Annotated in this window: 14 protein-coding genes and 1 tRNA gene; 12 read left to right on the top strand and 3 right to left on the bottom strand. The window is 71.3% G+C overall.

Annotation, left to right across the window (positions count from 1 at the left end):
* Nucleotides 1-28: 28 nt before the first annotated feature.
* Nucleotides 29-922: a non-homologous end-joining DNA ligase gene (gene ligD / locus ACWCQM_RS02230; protein ID WP_450913474.1), complete on the bottom strand. Its 894-nt coding sequence runs from the start codon at nt 920-922 to the stop codon at nt 29-31.
* Nucleotides 923-981: 59 nt separating this feature from the next.
* On the opposite strand from ligD, the gene ku reads away from it, so the two are divergent.
* Entirely contained in the window at nt 982-2,088 is a 1,107-nt protein-coding gene (gene ku, locus ACWCQM_RS02225) for a non-homologous end joining protein Ku (RefSeq protein WP_450913473.1), read from the top strand.
* Nucleotides 2,089-2,121: 33 nt separating this feature from the next.
* Here the strand turns inward: ku and ACWCQM_RS02220 are convergent, their stop codons facing one another.
* Nucleotides 2,122-3,780: a hypothetical protein gene (locus ACWCQM_RS02220; protein WP_450913472.1), complete on the bottom strand. Its 1,659-nt coding sequence runs from the start codon at nt 3,778-3,780 to the stop codon at nt 2,122-2,124.
* 297 nt (nt 3,781-4,077) lie between these two features.
* On the opposite strand from ACWCQM_RS02220, the gene ACWCQM_RS02215 reads away from it, so the two are divergent.
* From ACWCQM_RS02215 to ACWCQM_RS02185, 7 genes are all read left to right on the top strand, one after another.
* Nucleotides 4,078-5,394: a serine hydroxymethyltransferase gene (locus ACWCQM_RS02215; RefSeq protein WP_450913471.1), complete on the top strand. Its 1,317-nt coding sequence runs from the start codon at nt 4,078-4,080 to the stop codon at nt 5,392-5,394.
* 175 nt (nt 5,395-5,569) lie between these two features.
* Nucleotides 5,570-6,778, top strand: a complete 1,209-nt coding sequence (locus ACWCQM_RS02210; RefSeq protein WP_450913470.1) for a nuclease-related domain-containing protein — start codon at nt 5,570-5,572, stop codon at nt 6,776-6,778.
* Between the two features lie 82 nt (nt 6,779-6,860).
* Complete coding sequence (locus ACWCQM_RS02205) at nt 6,861-7,820, top strand: D-2-hydroxyacid dehydrogenase family protein (protein ID WP_450913469.1); 960 nt, start codon at nt 6,861-6,863, stop codon at nt 7,818-7,820.
* A 108-nt stretch (nt 7,821-7,928) separates the two neighbouring features.
* Nucleotides 7,929-8,636 carry a formylglycine-generating enzyme family protein gene (locus ACWCQM_RS02200; protein WP_450913468.1) on the top strand — a complete coding sequence of 236 codons (708 nt, stop codon included), beginning with the start codon at nt 7,929-7,931 and terminating at the stop codon, nt 8,634-8,636.
* A 44-nt stretch (nt 8,637-8,680) separates the two neighbouring features.
* Complete coding sequence (locus tag ACWCQM_RS02195; protein WP_267079716.1) at nt 8,681-9,412, top strand: DUF7873 family protein; 732 nt, start codon at nt 8,681-8,683, stop codon at nt 9,410-9,412.
* A gap of 591 nt (nt 9,413-10,003) precedes the next feature.
* Nucleotides 10,004-10,861, top strand: a complete 858-nt coding sequence (locus ACWCQM_RS02190; protein ID WP_450913467.1) for a hypothetical protein — start codon at nt 10,004-10,006, stop codon at nt 10,859-10,861.
* Between the two features lie 430 nt (nt 10,862-11,291).
* Nucleotides 11,292-12,251 (top strand): MarR family transcriptional regulator, encoded by a 960-nt coding sequence (locus tag ACWCQM_RS02185; RefSeq protein WP_450913466.1) that lies wholly within the window; start codon nt 11,292-11,294, stop codon nt 12,249-12,251.
* Between the two features lie 555 nt (nt 12,252-12,806).
* Here ACWCQM_RS02185 and ACWCQM_RS02180 read toward each other — a convergent pair.
* Nucleotides 12,807-12,878 (bottom strand) — tRNA-Arg (locus tag ACWCQM_RS02180).
* A 137-nt stretch (nt 12,879-13,015) separates the two neighbouring features.
* Between ACWCQM_RS02180 and ACWCQM_RS02175 the strand changes: the two genes are divergently transcribed.
* From ACWCQM_RS02175 to ACWCQM_RS02160, 4 genes are all read left to right on the top strand, one after another.
* Nucleotides 13,016-13,498: a response regulator gene (locus tag ACWCQM_RS02175; RefSeq protein ID WP_267079720.1), complete on the top strand. Its 483-nt coding sequence runs from the start codon at nt 13,016-13,018 to the stop codon at nt 13,496-13,498.
* A gap of 91 nt (nt 13,499-13,589) precedes the next feature.
* Entirely contained in the window at nt 13,590-14,645 is a 1,056-nt protein-coding gene (gene nrtL / locus ACWCQM_RS02170; protein WP_450913465.1) for an ArgS-related anticodon-binding protein NrtL, read from the top strand.
* A gap of 25 nt (nt 14,646-14,670) precedes the next feature.
* Nucleotides 14,671-16,062: a diaminopimelate decarboxylase gene (gene lysA, locus ACWCQM_RS02165; RefSeq protein WP_450913464.1), complete on the top strand. Its 1,392-nt coding sequence runs from the start codon at nt 14,671-14,673 to the stop codon at nt 16,060-16,062.
* A gap of 95 nt (nt 16,063-16,157) precedes the next feature.
* Entirely contained in the window at nt 16,158-17,468 is a 1,311-nt protein-coding gene (locus ACWCQM_RS02160; protein ID WP_267079723.1) for a homoserine dehydrogenase, read from the top strand.
* The last annotated feature ends 3 nt before the right edge of the window (nt 17,469-17,471 follow it).

The following is a 17,471-nucleotide window of genomic DNA, read 5'->3' as shown; positions in this document are numbered from 1 at the left end:
GTGAAGAGGCTGTGCGCATCCCGTCCGCTCAGCGCCCGGGAAGGGGCCTCGCCTGCCCGGGATCGGTCAGCGGGCCGAGCAGATCCCCGTGCCTCTCCAGCCGCGCGGCCATGTCGCCGGCCACGAAGACCAGCTCCTCCGGCGCCCGGCAGGCCTCGATCTCGTCCCAGGTGACGGGCGCGGAGACGGTGGGGCTGCCCTTCGCCCGCAGGGTGTACGGGGCGGCCGTCGTCTTGGCGGCGGCGTTCTGGCTGAAATCCACGAACACCTTCCCGGGCCGCAGCGCGCGCGTCATCCGGTGCACGGCCAGTTCGGGGAGCGCCCCCTGCGCCTGGACCGCCAGCTCCTTGGCGTACGCCGTCACCTCCTCGGAAGGGGTGGGCACCAGGGGGACCAGCAGATGCAGCCCCTTGGAGCCGGAGGTCTTCCCGTACGCGGAGAGGCCGTCCGCCGCGAGCCGCTCGCGCAGCCAGAGGGCCACCACGCAGCACTCGACCGCGCTCGCGGGCGGCCCGGGGTCCAGGTCGAACACCATCCGGTCGGCGACGGCGGGGGAGTCCTGCCGCCACTGATGGGTGTGGAACTCGACCACCAGATTCGCCGCCCACATCAGCGAGGGGAGGTCCTGCGCGAGCACCTGACGGGCGCCCGGGTCGTCGCTGCGGGGCACCGGGGCGGTCCGCACCCAGTCGGGCGTACCGGGCGGCGGGTTCTTGGTGAAGAAGCGCAGCCCTTCCGGGCCGTCCGGATAGCGCAGGAAGGAGAGCGGACGGTCCCGCAGATGAGGCAGCATCGCGTCCGCCGCCGTGGCCGCGTAGTAGTGCAGCACCTCGCCCTTGGTGGTTCCGGTGGCCGGATAGAGCACCTTGTCGAGGTTGCTGAGCGCCAGGCGCCGCCCCTCCACCTCTGTGATCGGCGTCATACGATAAGAATCACATGAAATCGTATCGATGCGGTCATGGCGTGCGTAAGGGGTGAACGGTGAGGTCCATCTGGAACGGCTCCATCTCGTTCGGACTGGTCAGCATCCCGGTCAAGCTCATGAACGCCACGGAGAACCACTCGATCTCCTTCCGGCAGATCCATGTCGCCGACGGGGGCCGCATCCGCTACCACAAAGTCTGTGAGCTGGACGAGGAGGAGATCCCCGCCTCCGAGACCGTCAAGGCCTACGAGGACGCCGACGGCACCGTGATCCCGGTGACGGAGGAGGACCTCGCCTCGCTGCCGCTGCCCACCGCCAAGACGATCGAGATCGAGGGATTCGTGCCCGCGTCGGCGATCGACCCCCTCCAGCTGGACTCGGCGTACTACCTCTCGGCCAACGGCGTGCCGGCGGCGAAGCCGTACGCCCTGCTGCGTGAGGCCCTGAGGCGCAGCGGAAAGGTCGCCGTCGCCAAATACGCGCTGCGCGGGCGGGAACGGCTCGGCATGCTGCGGGTGGTCGACGACGTCATCGCCATGCACGGTCTGCTGTGGCCGGACGAGATCCGCGCCCCGGAAGGCGTCGCCCCCGATTCCGGCGTCAAGATCCGTGACGCCGAACTCGACCTGGCGGACGCACTCATGAACACCCTGGGCGACGCCGACCTGGGCGCGCTCCGCGACGACTACCGCGAGGCCGTCGAGGAACTCGTCACGGCGAAGGCTGCCGGCGAGCCTGTCGGTGAGGCGGAGGGCGAGGAGCCCGAGGGCAAGGTCATCGACCTGATGGCGGCGCTGGAGAGCAGCGTGCGGGCGGCGAAGGAGTCCCACGGGGAGGGCGAGGGGCGCGAGGGCGAGGTGGCGGACGTCCACCCCATCGGGTCCGGCCGGGGCGGCGGCGCGAAGAAGTCCGGGGGGTCGGCGCCGAGGAAGAAGACGGCGGCGAAGAAGGCGGCGGCGAAGAAGACGGCACCGAAGAAGACGACGGCGAAGAAGAGCGCGCCGAAGAAGTCAGCCGCGAAGAAGACCACCGCGAAGAAGGCCACGGCCAGGAAGACGGAGGCGAAGGGGACGGCGGGCAAGTCGGCGGACACGGGGGGCGCCGCGAAGAAGGGTGCCCCGAAGAAGACCACCGGGGGCGCGCGGAGGCGCACCTCGGCCTGACGCGCCGCGCCCGCGCCGGCCGAGGCGCGTGCCTCAGGAAGCGGACGCGGGCTTCAGCAGGTCCGGCAGCGTGGGCAGGTCCAGTCCGAACTCGTCCCGCTCCACGACATACGTGCAGCTCGTGTACGTGTAGCCGGGGGCGACCTTCGAGCCCGAGGTGTAGTTGTCCACAGCCGTCGTCGCGTCCGAACCGCGCTTGTACAGGAAGTGGTACTCGCCCGCCGGGAGCCGCAGCTTCGCCTTCGGGTACGACGTGCCGCTCGCCTTGCAGGCGCGTGCGGCGCCGGCGGCCTCGCTGCTGTACCGCTCGCAGCCGCCGCAGGCCTTCAGCCTCACCGTGCCCGTGACCGGGCCCGTGTAGAGCACCTCGACGTCGTTGGGCGCGTCGTTGCTGATGACGAGCTCCATGCGCGCCCCGCCCGGCCTGCCGCTCGGGGGCAGCCGCTTGCCCGCCGCGGGACGGTCCTCGGCTATCTCGGCCGCTATGGCGATGTTCCGCGCCTGCTGGCGGCGCCCGTCGTCCTTGTAGGTGTCCGCGAAGTCCGTCAGGGTCGTCCGCGCCTCGGTGAACTCCTTGTCCTTGAACTCGTCCACGCCACAGGCGAACACGCCGTCCCGCACCCCGGCCTCGGCCTGCCGCTCCAGGGTGGGCACGGAGGTCTCGGGGAGCTCCGCGACGAGCGTGCGCGTCCCGCGCAACTGCTCGGTCACGGCGCAGGGTTCCGCGCCCTTCAGGCCCGCGACCTGCCGCCGTATCGTCGCGCTGACGGCCGGGCCCACCTGCCCGGCCTGCGAGGACTCGGGGAACGTGCGCAGCAGTGTGCCCAGCTCCTCGCCGCCCGTGCCCGTGCCCGTACCGCCGAGACGGGAGACACCGCAGCCGTACAGCGACTCCGCGAGCGGGGTGTCCGGATAGCCGGCGAGATCACCGAGCAGCTTCCGGTCCACGGTGCGCGGCAGCGTCCGCAGATAGGTCAGGGGATCGATCGCCTCGCAGTGCCGCTTCGCGCTGTACGGCGTGGCCACGGCGGCGTAGTACGCCTCCAGGTGCTCGGGCACGAGCGCGGCGGCACGCGAGCCGGGATGGTCCTCGCCCAGCTCCCGGTAGAGCGTGAGCGCATGGCCGTAATCGGCCTTGGAGAGCGCGAACGGGCTCTTCGCCGCCTTCGCGACCAGATCGTCCCCCTCCTTCAGCCGGCCGAGCAGCTCCTGCTCCACCGCCTCGTCCCGCGCGGAACCGTAGGCGAAGGTGCCGGCGACGGGAACGGCCAGCAGCAGCAGTCCGAGCGCCCCCGCCAGGACCGGCCGGACCCACCGGAGGGTGTCCGCGCGCCAGGCGATACGGGCCGCGTCGGCGGCGGCGAGGACGAGCAGCAGGAGACAGACGGCGACCAGCGCGGCGGGCACGCCGTCCGGGTCGGCGGGCAGGGCGACGAACAGGAAGACCGCCGTGACCCCCCAGCTCACCGCGGCCCTGCGCCAGTTGCCCACCAGGACATGGCCGAGCCCCAGGCCCGAGAGGTTCAGCAGCCCGGCGGCGACGGCGCGCGTCGCGGCCCCGGGCGGCGGCGGGCCCGCTGCCGGAGGTGTGGCAGGGGGTGGCTGGAAACCACCCCAGGTGTACTCGACTCCGGGCTCCTGCCCGGACCCGGGTCCGGACTCGGGCATGCCCGGCTGATCACGCGATTCCATCACGGCCCCCCACCGCCGAACCTCGTCAGGTCGCCGGGAAACTGCCCACTTTCGTACGCCTTCACTCGTCCTTGCGGAAGTGCGGACGGATTGGCTGGAAAGATCCCCGGGATGCTCCGACCCGAACGGCCCACGGCACGCTGTCGGATCGGCCCGCCGCGCAGTAAAGTGCCGAATGCCGCGACTGGCGCGCACCCCGCGGGGTGCTCCGTGGAACCGACCACGAGGGAGCGGCACACTCCGGGCACGCCCGGGGCGTCATCGCCGGAGGGCCGTCCGCCTGGGCAATCCGGGTCCATGTCGCCCCCGTGCGACCGACCCGGGAGGAACCCCGTGGCCGTACAGCCGTCCGATGCCCGCCGCCCCGCTCTGAAGGCCGCCGATCCTGAGCTCGCCGCACTGGTGAACGCCGAGGAGAGGCTCCAGGCGGACACCCTGCGCCTGATCCCCAGCGAGAACTACGTCTCCGCCGCCGTGCTGGAGGCGTCCGGCACCGTCCTCCAGAACAAGTACTCCGAGGGCTACCCCGGGAAGCGCTACTACGAGGGCCAGCAGGTCATCGACCAGGTCGAGACCCTCGCCGTCGAGCGCGCGAAGGCGCTGTTCCGCATGGAACACGCCAATGTGCAGCCGTACTCGGGCTCCCCGGCCAACCTCGCCGTCTACATGGCGTTCCTGGAACCCGGCGACACCGTGCTCGGGATGTCCCTGCCGATGGGCGGCCACCTGACGCACGGCTGGGGTGTCTCGGCGACGGGCACCTGGTTCCGGGGCGTGCGGTACGGGGTGCGCCGGGACACCGGGCGCATCGACCTGGACGAGGTGCGCGACCTGGCGCGCGCCGAGCGGCCCAAGCTGATCTTCTGCGGCGGCACGGCCGTGCCCAGGGTCATCGACTTCGCCGGGTTCGCCGAGATCGCCCGTGAGGTGGGCGCCGTGCTGGTCGCCGACGTCGCCCACATCGCGGGGCTGATCGCCGGTGGCGCGCACCCCTCGCCCGCCCCGTACGCCGACGTGGTGTCCACCACCACCCACAAGACCCTGCGCGGGCCGCGTGGGGCGATGCTGCTGACCACCGCCGAGCACGCCAAGGCGGTCGACCGGGCCGTGTTCCCCGGGCTCCAGGGCGGCCCGCACAACCAGACGACGGCCGCCATCGCGGTCGCGCTGAAGGAGGCGGCGGGGGAGGACTTCGCGGGGTACGCCCACCAGGTCGTCGCCAACGCCCGTGCGCTGGGCGAGGAACTGTCGGCACGCGGCTTCGACCTCGTGTCCGGCGGCACGGACAACCACCTGCTGCTCGCCGACCTCACGGGCAAGGGCGTCTCCGGGAAGATCGCCGCCAAGGCGCTCGACCGGGCCGGGATCGTCGTCAACTACAACACCGTCCCCTACGACCCCCGTAAGCCCTTCGACCCGTCCGGCATCCGCATCGGCACCCCCGCCCTCACGTCCCGGGGCATCCCCGCCTCCGAGATGGGCGCGGTCGCACAGTGGATCGATCTTGTGGTCGATGCCGCTCGTACAGGTGACGAAGCGACCGTTTCCAAGGTGCGCGACGAAGTCAGGACGATGATGGACGCCTATCCGGCGCCGGGTCTCCCCCTCGTCTGACGGAGCGCGTCCGACGGGGGCGCCGGAGCAGTCCGGTCCGGGGCACACCGGGCCCGGACTGCTCCGGAACGCCGGGCTCCCGATTCCACGCGCCCGCTCTGCGCCCTGTGCGGCGGCCGGACCGCCGTACAGGCTGGGGGAGACGGACGCCGGAGCTGTGAACAGAGGGGGCACGATGCAGGATCTCAAGGTCACGTCATGGCAGCTCTTCGGGCACGACCGGCTCTATGTGAACCTGCCGGACGGCACCGCGATCGGATGGGCGGACCGGGGCAGCGGCACGATCACGGTGCTGCACCCGCGCTACCGCGACGCCGTGACCGACGCGCTGGCGCGCCAGGTCCCGGACCTGCCGGCACTCGTGGGCGAGGACGCGCCGCCCGGGCCGCCGGCACCGCGCACCCCGCCGTCGGCCCCGAGGATTCCGCCGCTGAGGGGGATGCGGAAGCGGGGCGCCACGGTGGACAAGGTGCCGACGCAGAAGCCGCCACCCGCGGCGGAGGCGATGCCGTCGCCGGTGCCTGCGGGGGAGGCGTCGCAGGCCGAGCGGGTGGCGGAGCCGGTGGGGGAGACCGCCCTCGCCCCTGGGCACACGACCGCGCCCTCGCACACGGCTGTCCCCGGGCCCGCGCCGGAACCCACGGCGGCTCCAGCGAACGGGCCCGAGCCCACGCGCGCCCCCACGCCCACGACCCTGCCCACGACCGCCCCCGAGCCCGGAACGCAGCCCACCGGCTCCCGCAGGCCGCCCGTCCTGCCCGCCCTGACACCCCGGAGCGACCTCGCGACGCGCCGGCCGGGCGCCGCGCTGCGTGAGCAGCTCGGCGAGTCCGCGACCGGGACGCTCGTACGGGCGGCCACCGGAGCCCTGCGACGGCACAAGGGCGAGGACCCGCGCCGGGGTGCCCTGGTGGGGGAGCGGCGGGTGGGTGCCGAGCTCAAGCGGCTCACCCGGCACGGCTGGCGGGTCCTGCACTCCGTGCCCCTGCCGGACGGAACCGAGATCGGGCATCTGCTCATCGGGCCCGGCGGGGTGTTCGCCGTCAGCACCGAGCACCACCCCGGTGCGTCGGTACTGATCGCCGACGGCACCCTGCGAACCGGCGACGGGACCCCACAGCCGTACGAGCTCGACGACCGGCCGGGGACGCGATGGGCGCGGACCGTGCTGGAGACGCACTGCGCCTTCGACGTCCCCGTCCAGACCGTGCTGGTCTTCACCGGCGTCACCGAGCTGGAGGTGGTCACGACCCCGGCGGGCGTCCGGGTCTGCCGCGAGCGCGAGGTGTCCGCCCTCGCCCCGCTGACCGGCGTACTCACCCCCACCCAGGTGGAGAGGGTCTACGACGTCGCGCGGAACGGGGAGGCCTGGCCGACGGCATGACCCCGGTAAACGGCCGGTAGATTTCCCGGTGCTGCCGCAAGGCGGACGCCGTGCCATCGCCGCCGCCGAAGGGGAAGACGTCATGAAACTCCGCTGTGCCGTGCTCGACGACTACCAGTCCGTGGCCCTCACCGCCGCCGACTGGTCTCCCGTCGCCGACGACGTGGAGGTGGTCTCCTTCGGTGGTCACTGCGTCACGGAGGACGAACTGGCCGCGCGCCTGGCGGAGTTCGACATCGTCGTCACGCTCAGGGAGCGTGTGCCGTTCCCCGCGACGCTGATCGAGCGGCTGCCGCGCCTGCGGCTGATCGTCGCCTCCGGCATGCGCAACACGTCCATCGACTACGCCGCCGCCGAGCGCCGGGGGATCACCGTCTGCGGCACGGCGAGCACGGCCACCCCGCCCGTCGAGCTCACCTGGGCCCTGCTCCTCGGGCTGGCGCGCGGGATCGTGACCGAGGCCAACGCGCTGCGGGACGGCGGCCCCTGGCAGTCCACCGTCGGTGCCGATCTGCACGGGCGCAGGCTCGGCATCCTCGGGCTGGGCAAGATCGGCACCAGGGTCGCGGCAGTCGGCCGCGCCTTCGGCATGGACGTCGTGGCCTGGAGCCAGAACCTCACCCCGGAGCGCGCCGAGGAAGCCGGGGCCGGCTTCGCCGCGTCCAAGGAAGAACTGCTGGAGACCAGCGACTTCGTCTCCGTACACCTGGTGCTGAGCGAGCGCACCAGGGGACTGCTGGGGACCAGGGAGCTCGGGCTGATGCGGCCGGGCAGCTATCTGGTCAACACCTCACGGGCGGCGATCGTCGACCAGGACGCCCTGCTCGACGTCCTGCGCAGGGGAGCCATCGCGGGCGCGGGCGTCGACGTGTTCGACGTCGAGCCCCTCCCCGCCGGCCACCCGATGCGCACCGCACCGCGCCTGCTGGCCACACCGCACCTGGGCTATGTCTCGCAGGCCAACTACGCGGCGTACTACGGGGACGCCGTCGAGGACATCCGCGCCTATCTCGACGGGAAGCCGGTCCGACTGCTCGGCTGAGGCGGTGCCGTGCCCCCTCCGAAGGGCCGGGTTCACCGGCGGTCGCACACCGGCCGAAGTAGCCTGTGCGCGGGGGTACTTCGGCCCTCCGGAGAGGGAGGACGCCGCGTGAGCCTGCTCGACGACGAGACGGCGGCAGGCATGGTCCGGATACCGGCCGGCACCGTCGACCTCCGCGACGACCGCCGCGGAGCACAGTGGCAGGAGACCGTCGAGCCCTTCCGGCTTGCCCGTCTCCCCGTCACCCTCGGACAGTACTGGGCCCTCACGGACACGACCCCCGATCCCGCCGTGTCCCATGCCCTGCCGGTGACGAACATCAGCTGGCTCGACGCCGTCGACCTGTGCAACCGCTTCTCGGCCCGCATCGGACTGGACCCGGTCTACTCCCGCGAGGAGGGGAGCGGCGAGGTCGTCCGCGACCCGGCCGCCGACGGCTACCGCCTGCCCACGGAGGCGGAGTGGCAGTACGCGTGCAAGGCGGGGACCACCGGCTACCGCTACGGCGAACTCGACAGCATCGCCTGGTACGAGGGCAACTCGGACGGCAGGCTCCACGACGTCGGCGGCAGGCACCCGAACGCCTGGGGTCTGTACGACATGCTGGGCAACGTCTGGGAGTGGTGCTGGGACCTCTACGACGAGGAGGTCTACGGCGCCTACCGCACTTTCCGCGGCGGTGGCTGGGCCGAGACGGAGCGCGGCTGCGGTGCCACGGTGCGCCGTCGCAGCCACCCCACGTTCGCGATCGACGACCTCGGCTTCCGGATGGCCCGTGGCCGCACGAGCGCACCCGACGGAAATTCGTGCGACTGATCGAAACGGGTGCGGTACGGTCCTGATCACTCGAAGGGGGCGAAGTGACGAAGCTCAACCAGATCATCGCCGTGGAGAAGGGTGTCAAGAGCAAGTCGCTCCAGGACATCACCGCGGCCCACCACAAGGTGCAGAAGCCGGCGCTGCTGGCAGGCATCTCGCGTACGTACCAGCCGAAGGACGAGGAGGGCGAGCAGCTTCCGCCCGAGTCCGCGCGGGTACAGGTCAAGGCCGAGGACGCGCTGCGCGACATGTCCGCCTCGCTGACCCGGCTGTTCGACGTGACCGCGACGAAGGACTGGGCGAACTGCTCGGCCCGCGCGGACGTCACCGTCGACGGACGCACCATCGTCCCCGAGGTCCCGGTCAGCTACCTGCTCTTCCTGGAGAAGCAGCTCACCGACCTGCACACCTTCGTGAAGAAGCTTCCGGTCCTGGACGCCTCGGAGTCCTGGTCGCTCGACCCGTCGACGGACTGGTGGAAGACCGACCCGGTCCGCACCATCCGGACGAAGAAGGTCCCGCGCAACCACGTCAAGGCCGAGGCGACCGAGAAGCACCCCGCCCAGGTCGACGTGTACTACGAGGACGTGCCGATCGGGTACTGGACGACCGTGAAGTTCTCCGGAGCGCTTCCGGCGCGACGGGTGAACGAACTGCTGGAGCGCGTCGAGAAGCTCCAGCACGCGGTGAAGTTCGCCCGCGAGGAGGCCAACGGCGCCGAGGTCACCGACCGGCGCGTCGGAGACGCGGTCTTCGGCTACCTGTTCGGCTGACGCCGGACGCGCCAGGCGGCACACCCCAAGAACGCCCCCGCGCCAATGCCGTGGGGGCTGCGCACCCTGCACGAGGCGGAATTGAGGTCCGCCCCGTGTGATGAGCGCAAGCTGAAACTGATCGTTCAGCCTGAAGACGCGGTAACGGTGGAGGTTCGAGTCCTCCCCCCGGCACCACTTGCCGGGGTGGCCCAACATGGCAGAGGCAGCCGCGATCAATCTCAGACTCTCGCTCCAGCTTCAGTATCGCCGCCGATTGCCAGATCGACCGAGTACGGACGAACACCGTTGAATGCTGGTTCGAATCCGGCCTGCGCCTCTACGCGGCGCGGTAGTTCAAAGGAAGAACGCGACGGTATGACGACTGATCCGCACTCTTAAACGGCGCTGGCAAGCGCAATTGGGTGGCAACCCCAGGGGCCCGGGAGCTGGATACGACTCCCGGGCTCCGCCACGTCCGGGGCGGTTGCGGGATGCGTCGGCCTCGCCGGGAGGGTCCGGTCGGCCAACTCCGGCGTCCAGGGCCCCAATCCGCGATCACAATGACTGATTCGAGCGATACGCGTCACCCGTCTGCTGTACGTTCCTGACATGGGCACGGGTGAAATGGGCGAGAACGCGGAGTCGCGCTTCTCCGCCCTTCTGGTGGGCGCGGCAAGGCTTCCGGGTGTGCGGGTCGACAGGGAGGCGTACCTTCGAGCGGCGCTGGCCCGTCATTGCTCGGAGGACCAACTGCGCCTGGTGATGGAAGAGAGTCCCGCAGCGGCGGGTATCCCTCTGGACGTTCTGGACCGGGCGGCCGACGCCTCCATTCGCTACGAGACCGCCAAGGTGAGCGCCGCCTCAGCGGCTGCCGGTCTTCCCGGAGTCCTCGCCCTCCCCGCCACGGTGCCGGCCGATCTGGCCCAGTACGTCGCCCACATGCTGCGTGTCGCGCAGAAGCTCGCCTACCTCTACAGCTGGCCCGAGCTCTTCTCCGCCGACAAGGACGACCTCGACGACGCCACCAAGGGAGTGCTCACGCTCTTCTTCGGGGTGATGTTCGGGACCCAGTCCGCGAACGCCGCCGTGGGCAAGGTGGCGGGGATGATGGCCGAGCAGATGGCCAAGAAGCTGCCTCGGCAGGCGCTGACCAAGGGTGTCGTCTACCCGATCGTGAAGAGGGTCGCCCAGCACCTCGGCGTCAGGATGACGACGGAGACCTTCGCCAAGTCCGTCTCGAAGGCGATTCCCGTGGTCGGGGCCGCAGTGTCCGGCGGGCTCACCTATGCGACCTTCCGCCCCATGTCCAAGAGGCTCAAGACGCATCTCTCCGGCCTGGAACTCGCCAAGCCGGTCGGTGGTCAGGTCATCCCGGGAGAGGTCATCCAGGACGAGGACCGTCCGGCCGCGGATGAGGCGAAGATCCCGAAGCCGGGTCGTGACTGGCGTGTCCTGAAGCGTCGATAGGTCGCGGCTCGGGTCTGCGCAAGGACGGTCGGGCGTCGTCGAATTCACCACCCTCCCGTCGTGGTGGTGTGGTGGCCGTTCCGGCGCTCGGGTCTCGGATCTCGGGGTTCGAGCGTCGTGGAGCCCTCCTTCACTCGTTCGGGGGCCCGGGGAGGGCGCCCAGGCCGACGCTTGAGCTTCGGGTTTCGAGGGCCGAGGTTCGAGCTCCGGGATTCGAGCGGTGTTGTTCATCCGGGGGGTAGGTAAGGGCTTTTGGGGAAACCTCCCCTCCCTCCCACCCCGTCACGGCCAGCAAGTATGACTAATCGTGATCGAGTTGCAGCGGAGAGTCGCTGCTGCTTACGGTGCCCACAACGAGACGACCCCGACACGGTGTTCACTGCACCGGCCGGGGTCTGACCCAAGATCGCTACCCAAGAAAGACGATCTCGTGGCTATCCAGCAGCCTAGCTCCGCCCCGCCCGCTCCCGCAGCCTCGCGCCCGTACACCAAGGCTCCCACCGGCTACGGAAAGCAGACCGTCCCGGCCCAAGGCCCCTCCAGCGCGGGCGCCTGCGCCCTCCTGCCCGAGCGGGAGCGTTATGTCGCCGGGTATGTCGACCACCTGCCCGACGGTGCCGCCATGGACATCAAGTCGCTGGCCAAGGACCTGCCCCTGTACGGCCAGATGGCCATCGGCACCGCTCTGCGCGCCCTCGCCGTGGCCGGGCATCTGCGCCGCGTTCGCTGCCGGGTGGAAGGCGCCGGTCAGTGCCGGTGGGTGACGCTCACCTACTGGTCCCGTACCGCCCATGACAACGAGTGGTGGACCGCCAGGCTCGCAGGCGAGGCGGCCACCGCCCCGGAGCAGGCACCCGTACCGGTGGTCGTGCCCCAGCAGCGCACAGTGGAACGACCCGCAGTGGACGTGCCGACCCCGGACGCAGGGGCGCCGTCCCCCGCCTACCTCGCCCTCGCCGAACTCGGCCGCAGGGAACCCCGCCTGGCGCTCTCCGCCGCCGACTGCGCAGCTCTGGAACCGCTCGCCGCCGCATGGTTCGCGCGAGGTGTGAGCGCCGACTACCTGACCTCGGCGCTCACCGCCGGACTGCCCGAGCCCATCGGATCACCCATCGGCCTGGTACGCCGCCGCCTCACCGACAAGATGCCGCCCCACCTGCCCACAGCACCCGCACCGGCCCAAAGCCCGCCCGGCACCCCCGTGCGCGCTCTCCTGGTCGAGTGCACCGAATGCGGCCGCCCCGGCCCGTCAGGAGCCCTCCCGGACGGCCTCTGCAAGCCGTGCCGCCATGCACCGGACCCGCAAGGCGCGGAGGAGGCCCCGGAGCAAGGTGAACGCGACGTGGCAGCCCTTGTCGGCAGCCTCCGTAACCTGATGCGCACCCCGTGAACGGGGGACGTGTCAAGGTCTGTGCTGCTTTACGCCTGGTCTGTCCCGGTACTTCCGAAGCCGGGCGAACCTGAGCGCTCCACCCCTTCGAGGAGCGGCGGGAGGTGCTCCAGGAGCACATTGCCGCGGCGATGGGCAAGCCTGACGTCGACGATCACATTCCGGGGCAGCGGCCCGGGGAGGCTATCCAGGCTGCGGAAGACGGCTTGCAAGCCGACGCTCCGGTTTCTGTGGAGTCGTGACACCCCCATCCGCGGCCGAACGCCAGGGAGTCGCACTGCCGTCCGTCATCACCAGAAGCGCCCTCCGGGGCGCGAGGTCGTCCGGGCACCGGCTGGTCCTCGCCAGGCCCGTGACGACGCTCCTGTTTCGGACAGTCCGAGGTGGCCCAAGGCCGTTGCGGGCAGTAGTCCTTCGCCATGGGATGCCGTTCCGGTCATCTCGGCGGTGCGGTGGGCCGGAGAGCCGACGCCCTCTGGACTCCGGGCACAAGAAAAAGACCCCCTGCTCAGTGTCTCCACTGACCAGAAGGTCTTTTCGGCACTTCCTGCGAAGTGCCCCCGGCAGGATTCGAACCTGCGCACCCGGCTCCGGAGGCCGATGCTCTATCCCCTGAGCTACGGGGGCGATGTCGCTGCGCTCGGCTGCGACAGGTGAAACCCTACCAGCTCCGACGGGGTGTCCGGGAACAGGTATTTCCGCGTCGCCGGCGTCCGCCGGACGGTGTCCCCGCAGAGGCGCCGGCCACCCCTCCGGGGGCGGAAGTGGGCAAAACCCGGACGCAGCCACTCCGCCCGACCTACCCTCGAAGGGTGTCAGGGGCGTACGGCCGCGTGCTTGTTGTGGACGACAACAAGGTCATCCGGCAGCTGATCAGGGTCAATCTCGAGCTGGAGGGCTTCGAGGTCGTGACCGCGGCCGACGGTGTCGAGTGCCTGGACCTGGTGCACGAGGTCTGCCCGGATGTGATCACCCTCGATGTCGTGATGCCCCGGCTCGACGGAATCCAGACCGCCGCCCGGCTGCGCGCCGATCCGCGGACCGGCCATCTGCCCGTCGCCGTCGTGAGCGCCTGCACGCCGTACGAGGTGGAGTCCGGGGTCGCCGCCGGGGTCGACGCCTTCCTGGCGAAGCCGTTCGAGCCGAGCGAGCTGGTGCGCATGGTGCGGCGGCTCGCGCACCGCGAGAGCGCCGTGCCGTTGGACGGCAGGCGCGGGGCGGGGACGGCCGGGAGCGCGGCAGGCTGACGGGGTGGCCGTGCGCACGGGCCGCGGGGTCGCTGCCCGTATGTCGAAACCGGTTGGCGAGGTGCCCCCCTTCCTCCCATACGCTTGTCCCGTGACCCCCGCAGATCTCTCCAGGACCGTGCTGCACGCTGTGCGCCGCGCGGTCGACGAGGATGCCCTGCGCGCGCCCGTGCCCGCGCGCGTGCGGGTGGAGAGGACGCGGCCCGGGGGGAGCGGGGACTACGCCTGCGCGGTGGCGCTGCAGCTGGCGGGGCCCGCGGGGCTCCCGGCGCGGGGCGTGGCCGAGATCCTGCGGGAGCGGGTCGTCGGCGCACCCGGGATCGGCCGGGTCGAGATCACCGGACCCGGCTTTCTGAACTTCACGATCGACGCCCCCGCAGACGGCGCCGCCCGCGTACGCGAGGTGCTCGCGCAGGGCATCCGGTACGGGTGGGGCGCCGAGTGCGCCGGGCAGGTCCACCAGCTCCACCACCGGCGCGAGGTCCGGGCCGCTGTCCTGGCGGGCGCCGTGGCGAAGCTGTTGCGCGCGCAGGGCGCCCTGGTGCGCGTCACCTGCGAGGAGGCGCCCGACCCCGACTGGGCGCGCCTCGGTGTCACCGTCGACGCGTACGGGCATCCCCCCACGCCGCTCACGGAGGTCCGGCCCGTTCCCGCCGGAGCCATGGCCGGTGAACTGCTGGAACGGCTCGGCGCCGACGCCACCCGCTGGGGCCTGCTGCGCGCCGCGGGGCACGACCGCGCGGCCCTCGGCGACGAACTCCTCGTACAGGGGGAGGGCAACGGGCTCTTCCACGTCCGCTACGCCCACGCCCGCGCCCGCGCGCTCACCCGCGAGGGCGCGCGCCTCGGTCTCACCGGCGCGTACGGGGCCGAGAGCGACGCGCCCGCCCTGCACGCCGCCCTCGCCGACCATCCCGGCGTTCTCGCCGCCGCCGCCCGCCACCGGGCGCCCGACCGGCTCGCCCGGCATCTCGAAACGGTGGCGAACGCCTTCTTCGACTTCCACGACACCTGCCCGCCGCTCCCCGTCGGCGACGAGAAACCCTCGGCCGCCCACCGTTCCCGGCTGGCCCTTGCCGAAGCCGCCGGGACGGTGCTGGCAGGCGGCCTGTCCCTGCTCGGCATCAGCGCGCCCGAACACCTCTGAGACCATAAGAGAGCAGAGCAGAACGATGAGCCGATCCGCACACCCCGCCGGGCCCCGTCACGCCGATGTCCTTCCGGAGGGCCACTACGCCGCCCCGGCCACCGACCTGAACGAGCTGGACGCCAAGGTCTGGTCCCGCACCGTCACCCGTGACGAGGACGGCGCGCTCACCGTCGGAGGGATCGAAGTCGCCCGGCTGGCCGAGGAGTTCGGCACCCCGGCGTACTTCCTGGACGAGGCCGACTTCCGGGCCCGCTGCCGCGCCTGGGCGGATGCCTTCGGTCAGGACGCCGATGTGTTCTACGCCGGGAAGGCCTTCCTCTCGCGCGCCGTGGTGCGCTGGCTCAAGGAGGAGGGGCTGAACCTGGACGTGTGCTCCGGCGGCGAGCTCGCCACCGCCCTGGACGCCGGGATGCCCGCCGAGCGGATCGCCTTCCACGGCAACAACAAGACGGTCGCCGAGATCGAGCGGGCCATCGAGGCGGGCGTCGGGCGGATCGTGCTCGACTCCTTCCAGGAGATCGTCCGTGTGGCCCACACCGCGCAGCGGCTCGGCAAGCGCCAGCGCGTGCAGATCAGGGTCACCGTCGGCGTCGAGGCCCACACCCACGAGTTCATCGCCACCGCCCACGAGGACCAGAAGTTCGGCATCGCACTCGCCGACGGACAGGCCGCCGAGGCGGTCCGCAGGGCGCTCAGCCTGGACGGCCTCGAACTGATCGGCATCCACTCGCACATCGGCTCGCAGATCTTCGACATGGCCGGCTTCGAGGTCTCCGCCCGGCGTGTCGTGCAGCTGCTCGCCGAGGTCCGTGACGAGCACGGCGTCGAGCTCCCCGAGATCGACCTCGGAGGCGGCCTCGGCATCGCGTACACCAGCGAGGACGACCCCCGCGAGCCGCACGAGATCGCCAAGGCACTCGGCGACATCGTGACCCGGGAGTGCGAGTCGGCCGGACTGCGGACCCCGCGCATCTCCGTCGAGCCCGGCCGCGCGATCGTCGGCCCGACGGCCTTCACGCTGTACGAGGTCGGCACCATCAAGCCCCTGGAGGGCCTGCGGACGTACGTGAGCGTCGACGGCGGGATGTCGGACAACATCCGCACCGCGCTGTACGACGCCGAGTACAGCGTCGCGCTCGTCTCGCGCAGCTCGGACGCCGAGCCCATGCTCGTACGCGTCGTCGGCAAGCACTGCGAGAGTGGTGACATCGTGGTCAAGGACGCGTTCCTGCCGGCCGATCTGGCCCCCGGTGACCTGATCGCGGTGCCCGCCACCGGCGCGTACTGCCGTTCCATGGCGAGCAACTACAACCATGCCCTGCGCCCGCCCGTCGTCGCTGTGCGTGACGGTGAGGCGCGGGTCATCGTCCGGCGCGAGACGGAGGAAGATCTCCTGCGTCTTGATGTCGGCTGATGAAATTCATATCTCAAAATCCGGACGGGTGGCAGAAACCCCCGTCCGGTGAGTGAGACTGGTCCACACATCAGAAGTATGAGAAACGAGGTCGGATGATGCGTACGCGTCCGCTGAAGGTGGCGCTGCTGGGCTGTGGAGTGGTCGGCTCAGAGGTGGCGCGCATCATGACGACGCACGCCGACGACCTCGCCGCGCGCATCGGCGCGCCGGTCGAGCTCGCCGGTGTCGCCGTCCGCCGGCCCTCCAGGGTGCGCGAGGGCATCGACCCCGCGCTGATCACCACCGACGCGACCGCCCTGGTCAAACGGGGCGACATCGACGTCGTCGTCGAGGTCATCGGGGGCATCGAGCCCGCCCGCACACTCATCACGACCGCCTTCGAGCACGGCGCGGGCGTCGTCTCGGCCAACAAGGCGCTGCTCGCCGAGGACGGCTCCGCGCTCCACGCCGCCGCCGAGCAGCACGGCAGGGACCTCTACTACGAGGCGGCCGTCGCCGGCGCCATCCCGCTCGTACGGCCGCTGCGCGAGTCCCTCGCGGGGGACAAGGTCAACCGGGTGCTCGGCATCGTCAACGGCACGACGAACTTCATCCTCGACAAGATGGACACCAGCGGAGCCGGATACTCCGAGGCGCTCGACGAGGCCACCGCCCTCGGGTACGCCGAGGCGGACCCGACCGCCGACGTCGAGGGCTTCGACGCCGCCGCGAAGGCCGCCATCCTCGCCGGGATCGCCTTCCACACCCGCGTGAAGATCGGCGAGGTGCACCGCGAGGGGATCACCGAGGTCACCGCCGCGGACATCGCCTCCGCCCGCCGCATGGGCTGTACGGTCAAGCTCCTCGCGATCTGCGAGCGCGCCGCCGACGGCAGGTCCGTCACCGCCCGCGTGCACCCCGCGATGATCCCGCTCAGCCACCCGCTGGCCTCGGTCCGCGAGGCGTACAACGCGGTCTTCGTCGAGGCGGAGGCCGCCGGGCAGCTGATGTTCTACGGCCCCGGCGCCGGCGGCGCCCCGACCGCGTCCGCGGTCCTCGGCGACCTGGTCGCCGTCTGCCGCAACATCATCGGGGCGACCACCGGCCCCGGTGAGTCCGCGTACACGCGCCTGCCCGTCAGCCCCATGGGCGATGTCGTCACGCGCTACCACATCAGTCTCGACGTGGCCGACAAGCCTGGCGTACTCGCCCAGGTCGCGACGGTCTTCGCCGAACAGGGCGTATCGATCGATACGGTCCGACAGCAGAGCCGGCCGGACAGTCAGGAAACCGGCGGCGAGGCATCTCTCGTCGTCGTCACCCACCGCGCGCCCGACGCAGCCCTCTCCGGGACCGTCGAAGCGCTGCGCAAGCTGGACACCGTGCGCGGTGTCGCCAGCATCATGCGTGTTGAAGGGGAGTAAGGA

The organism is Streptomyces sp. NPDC002125 (genome assembly GCF_053593715.1).
Note: the sequence above shows the minus strand (reverse complement) of the source record. Positions and strands in the feature narration are given on the sequence as shown.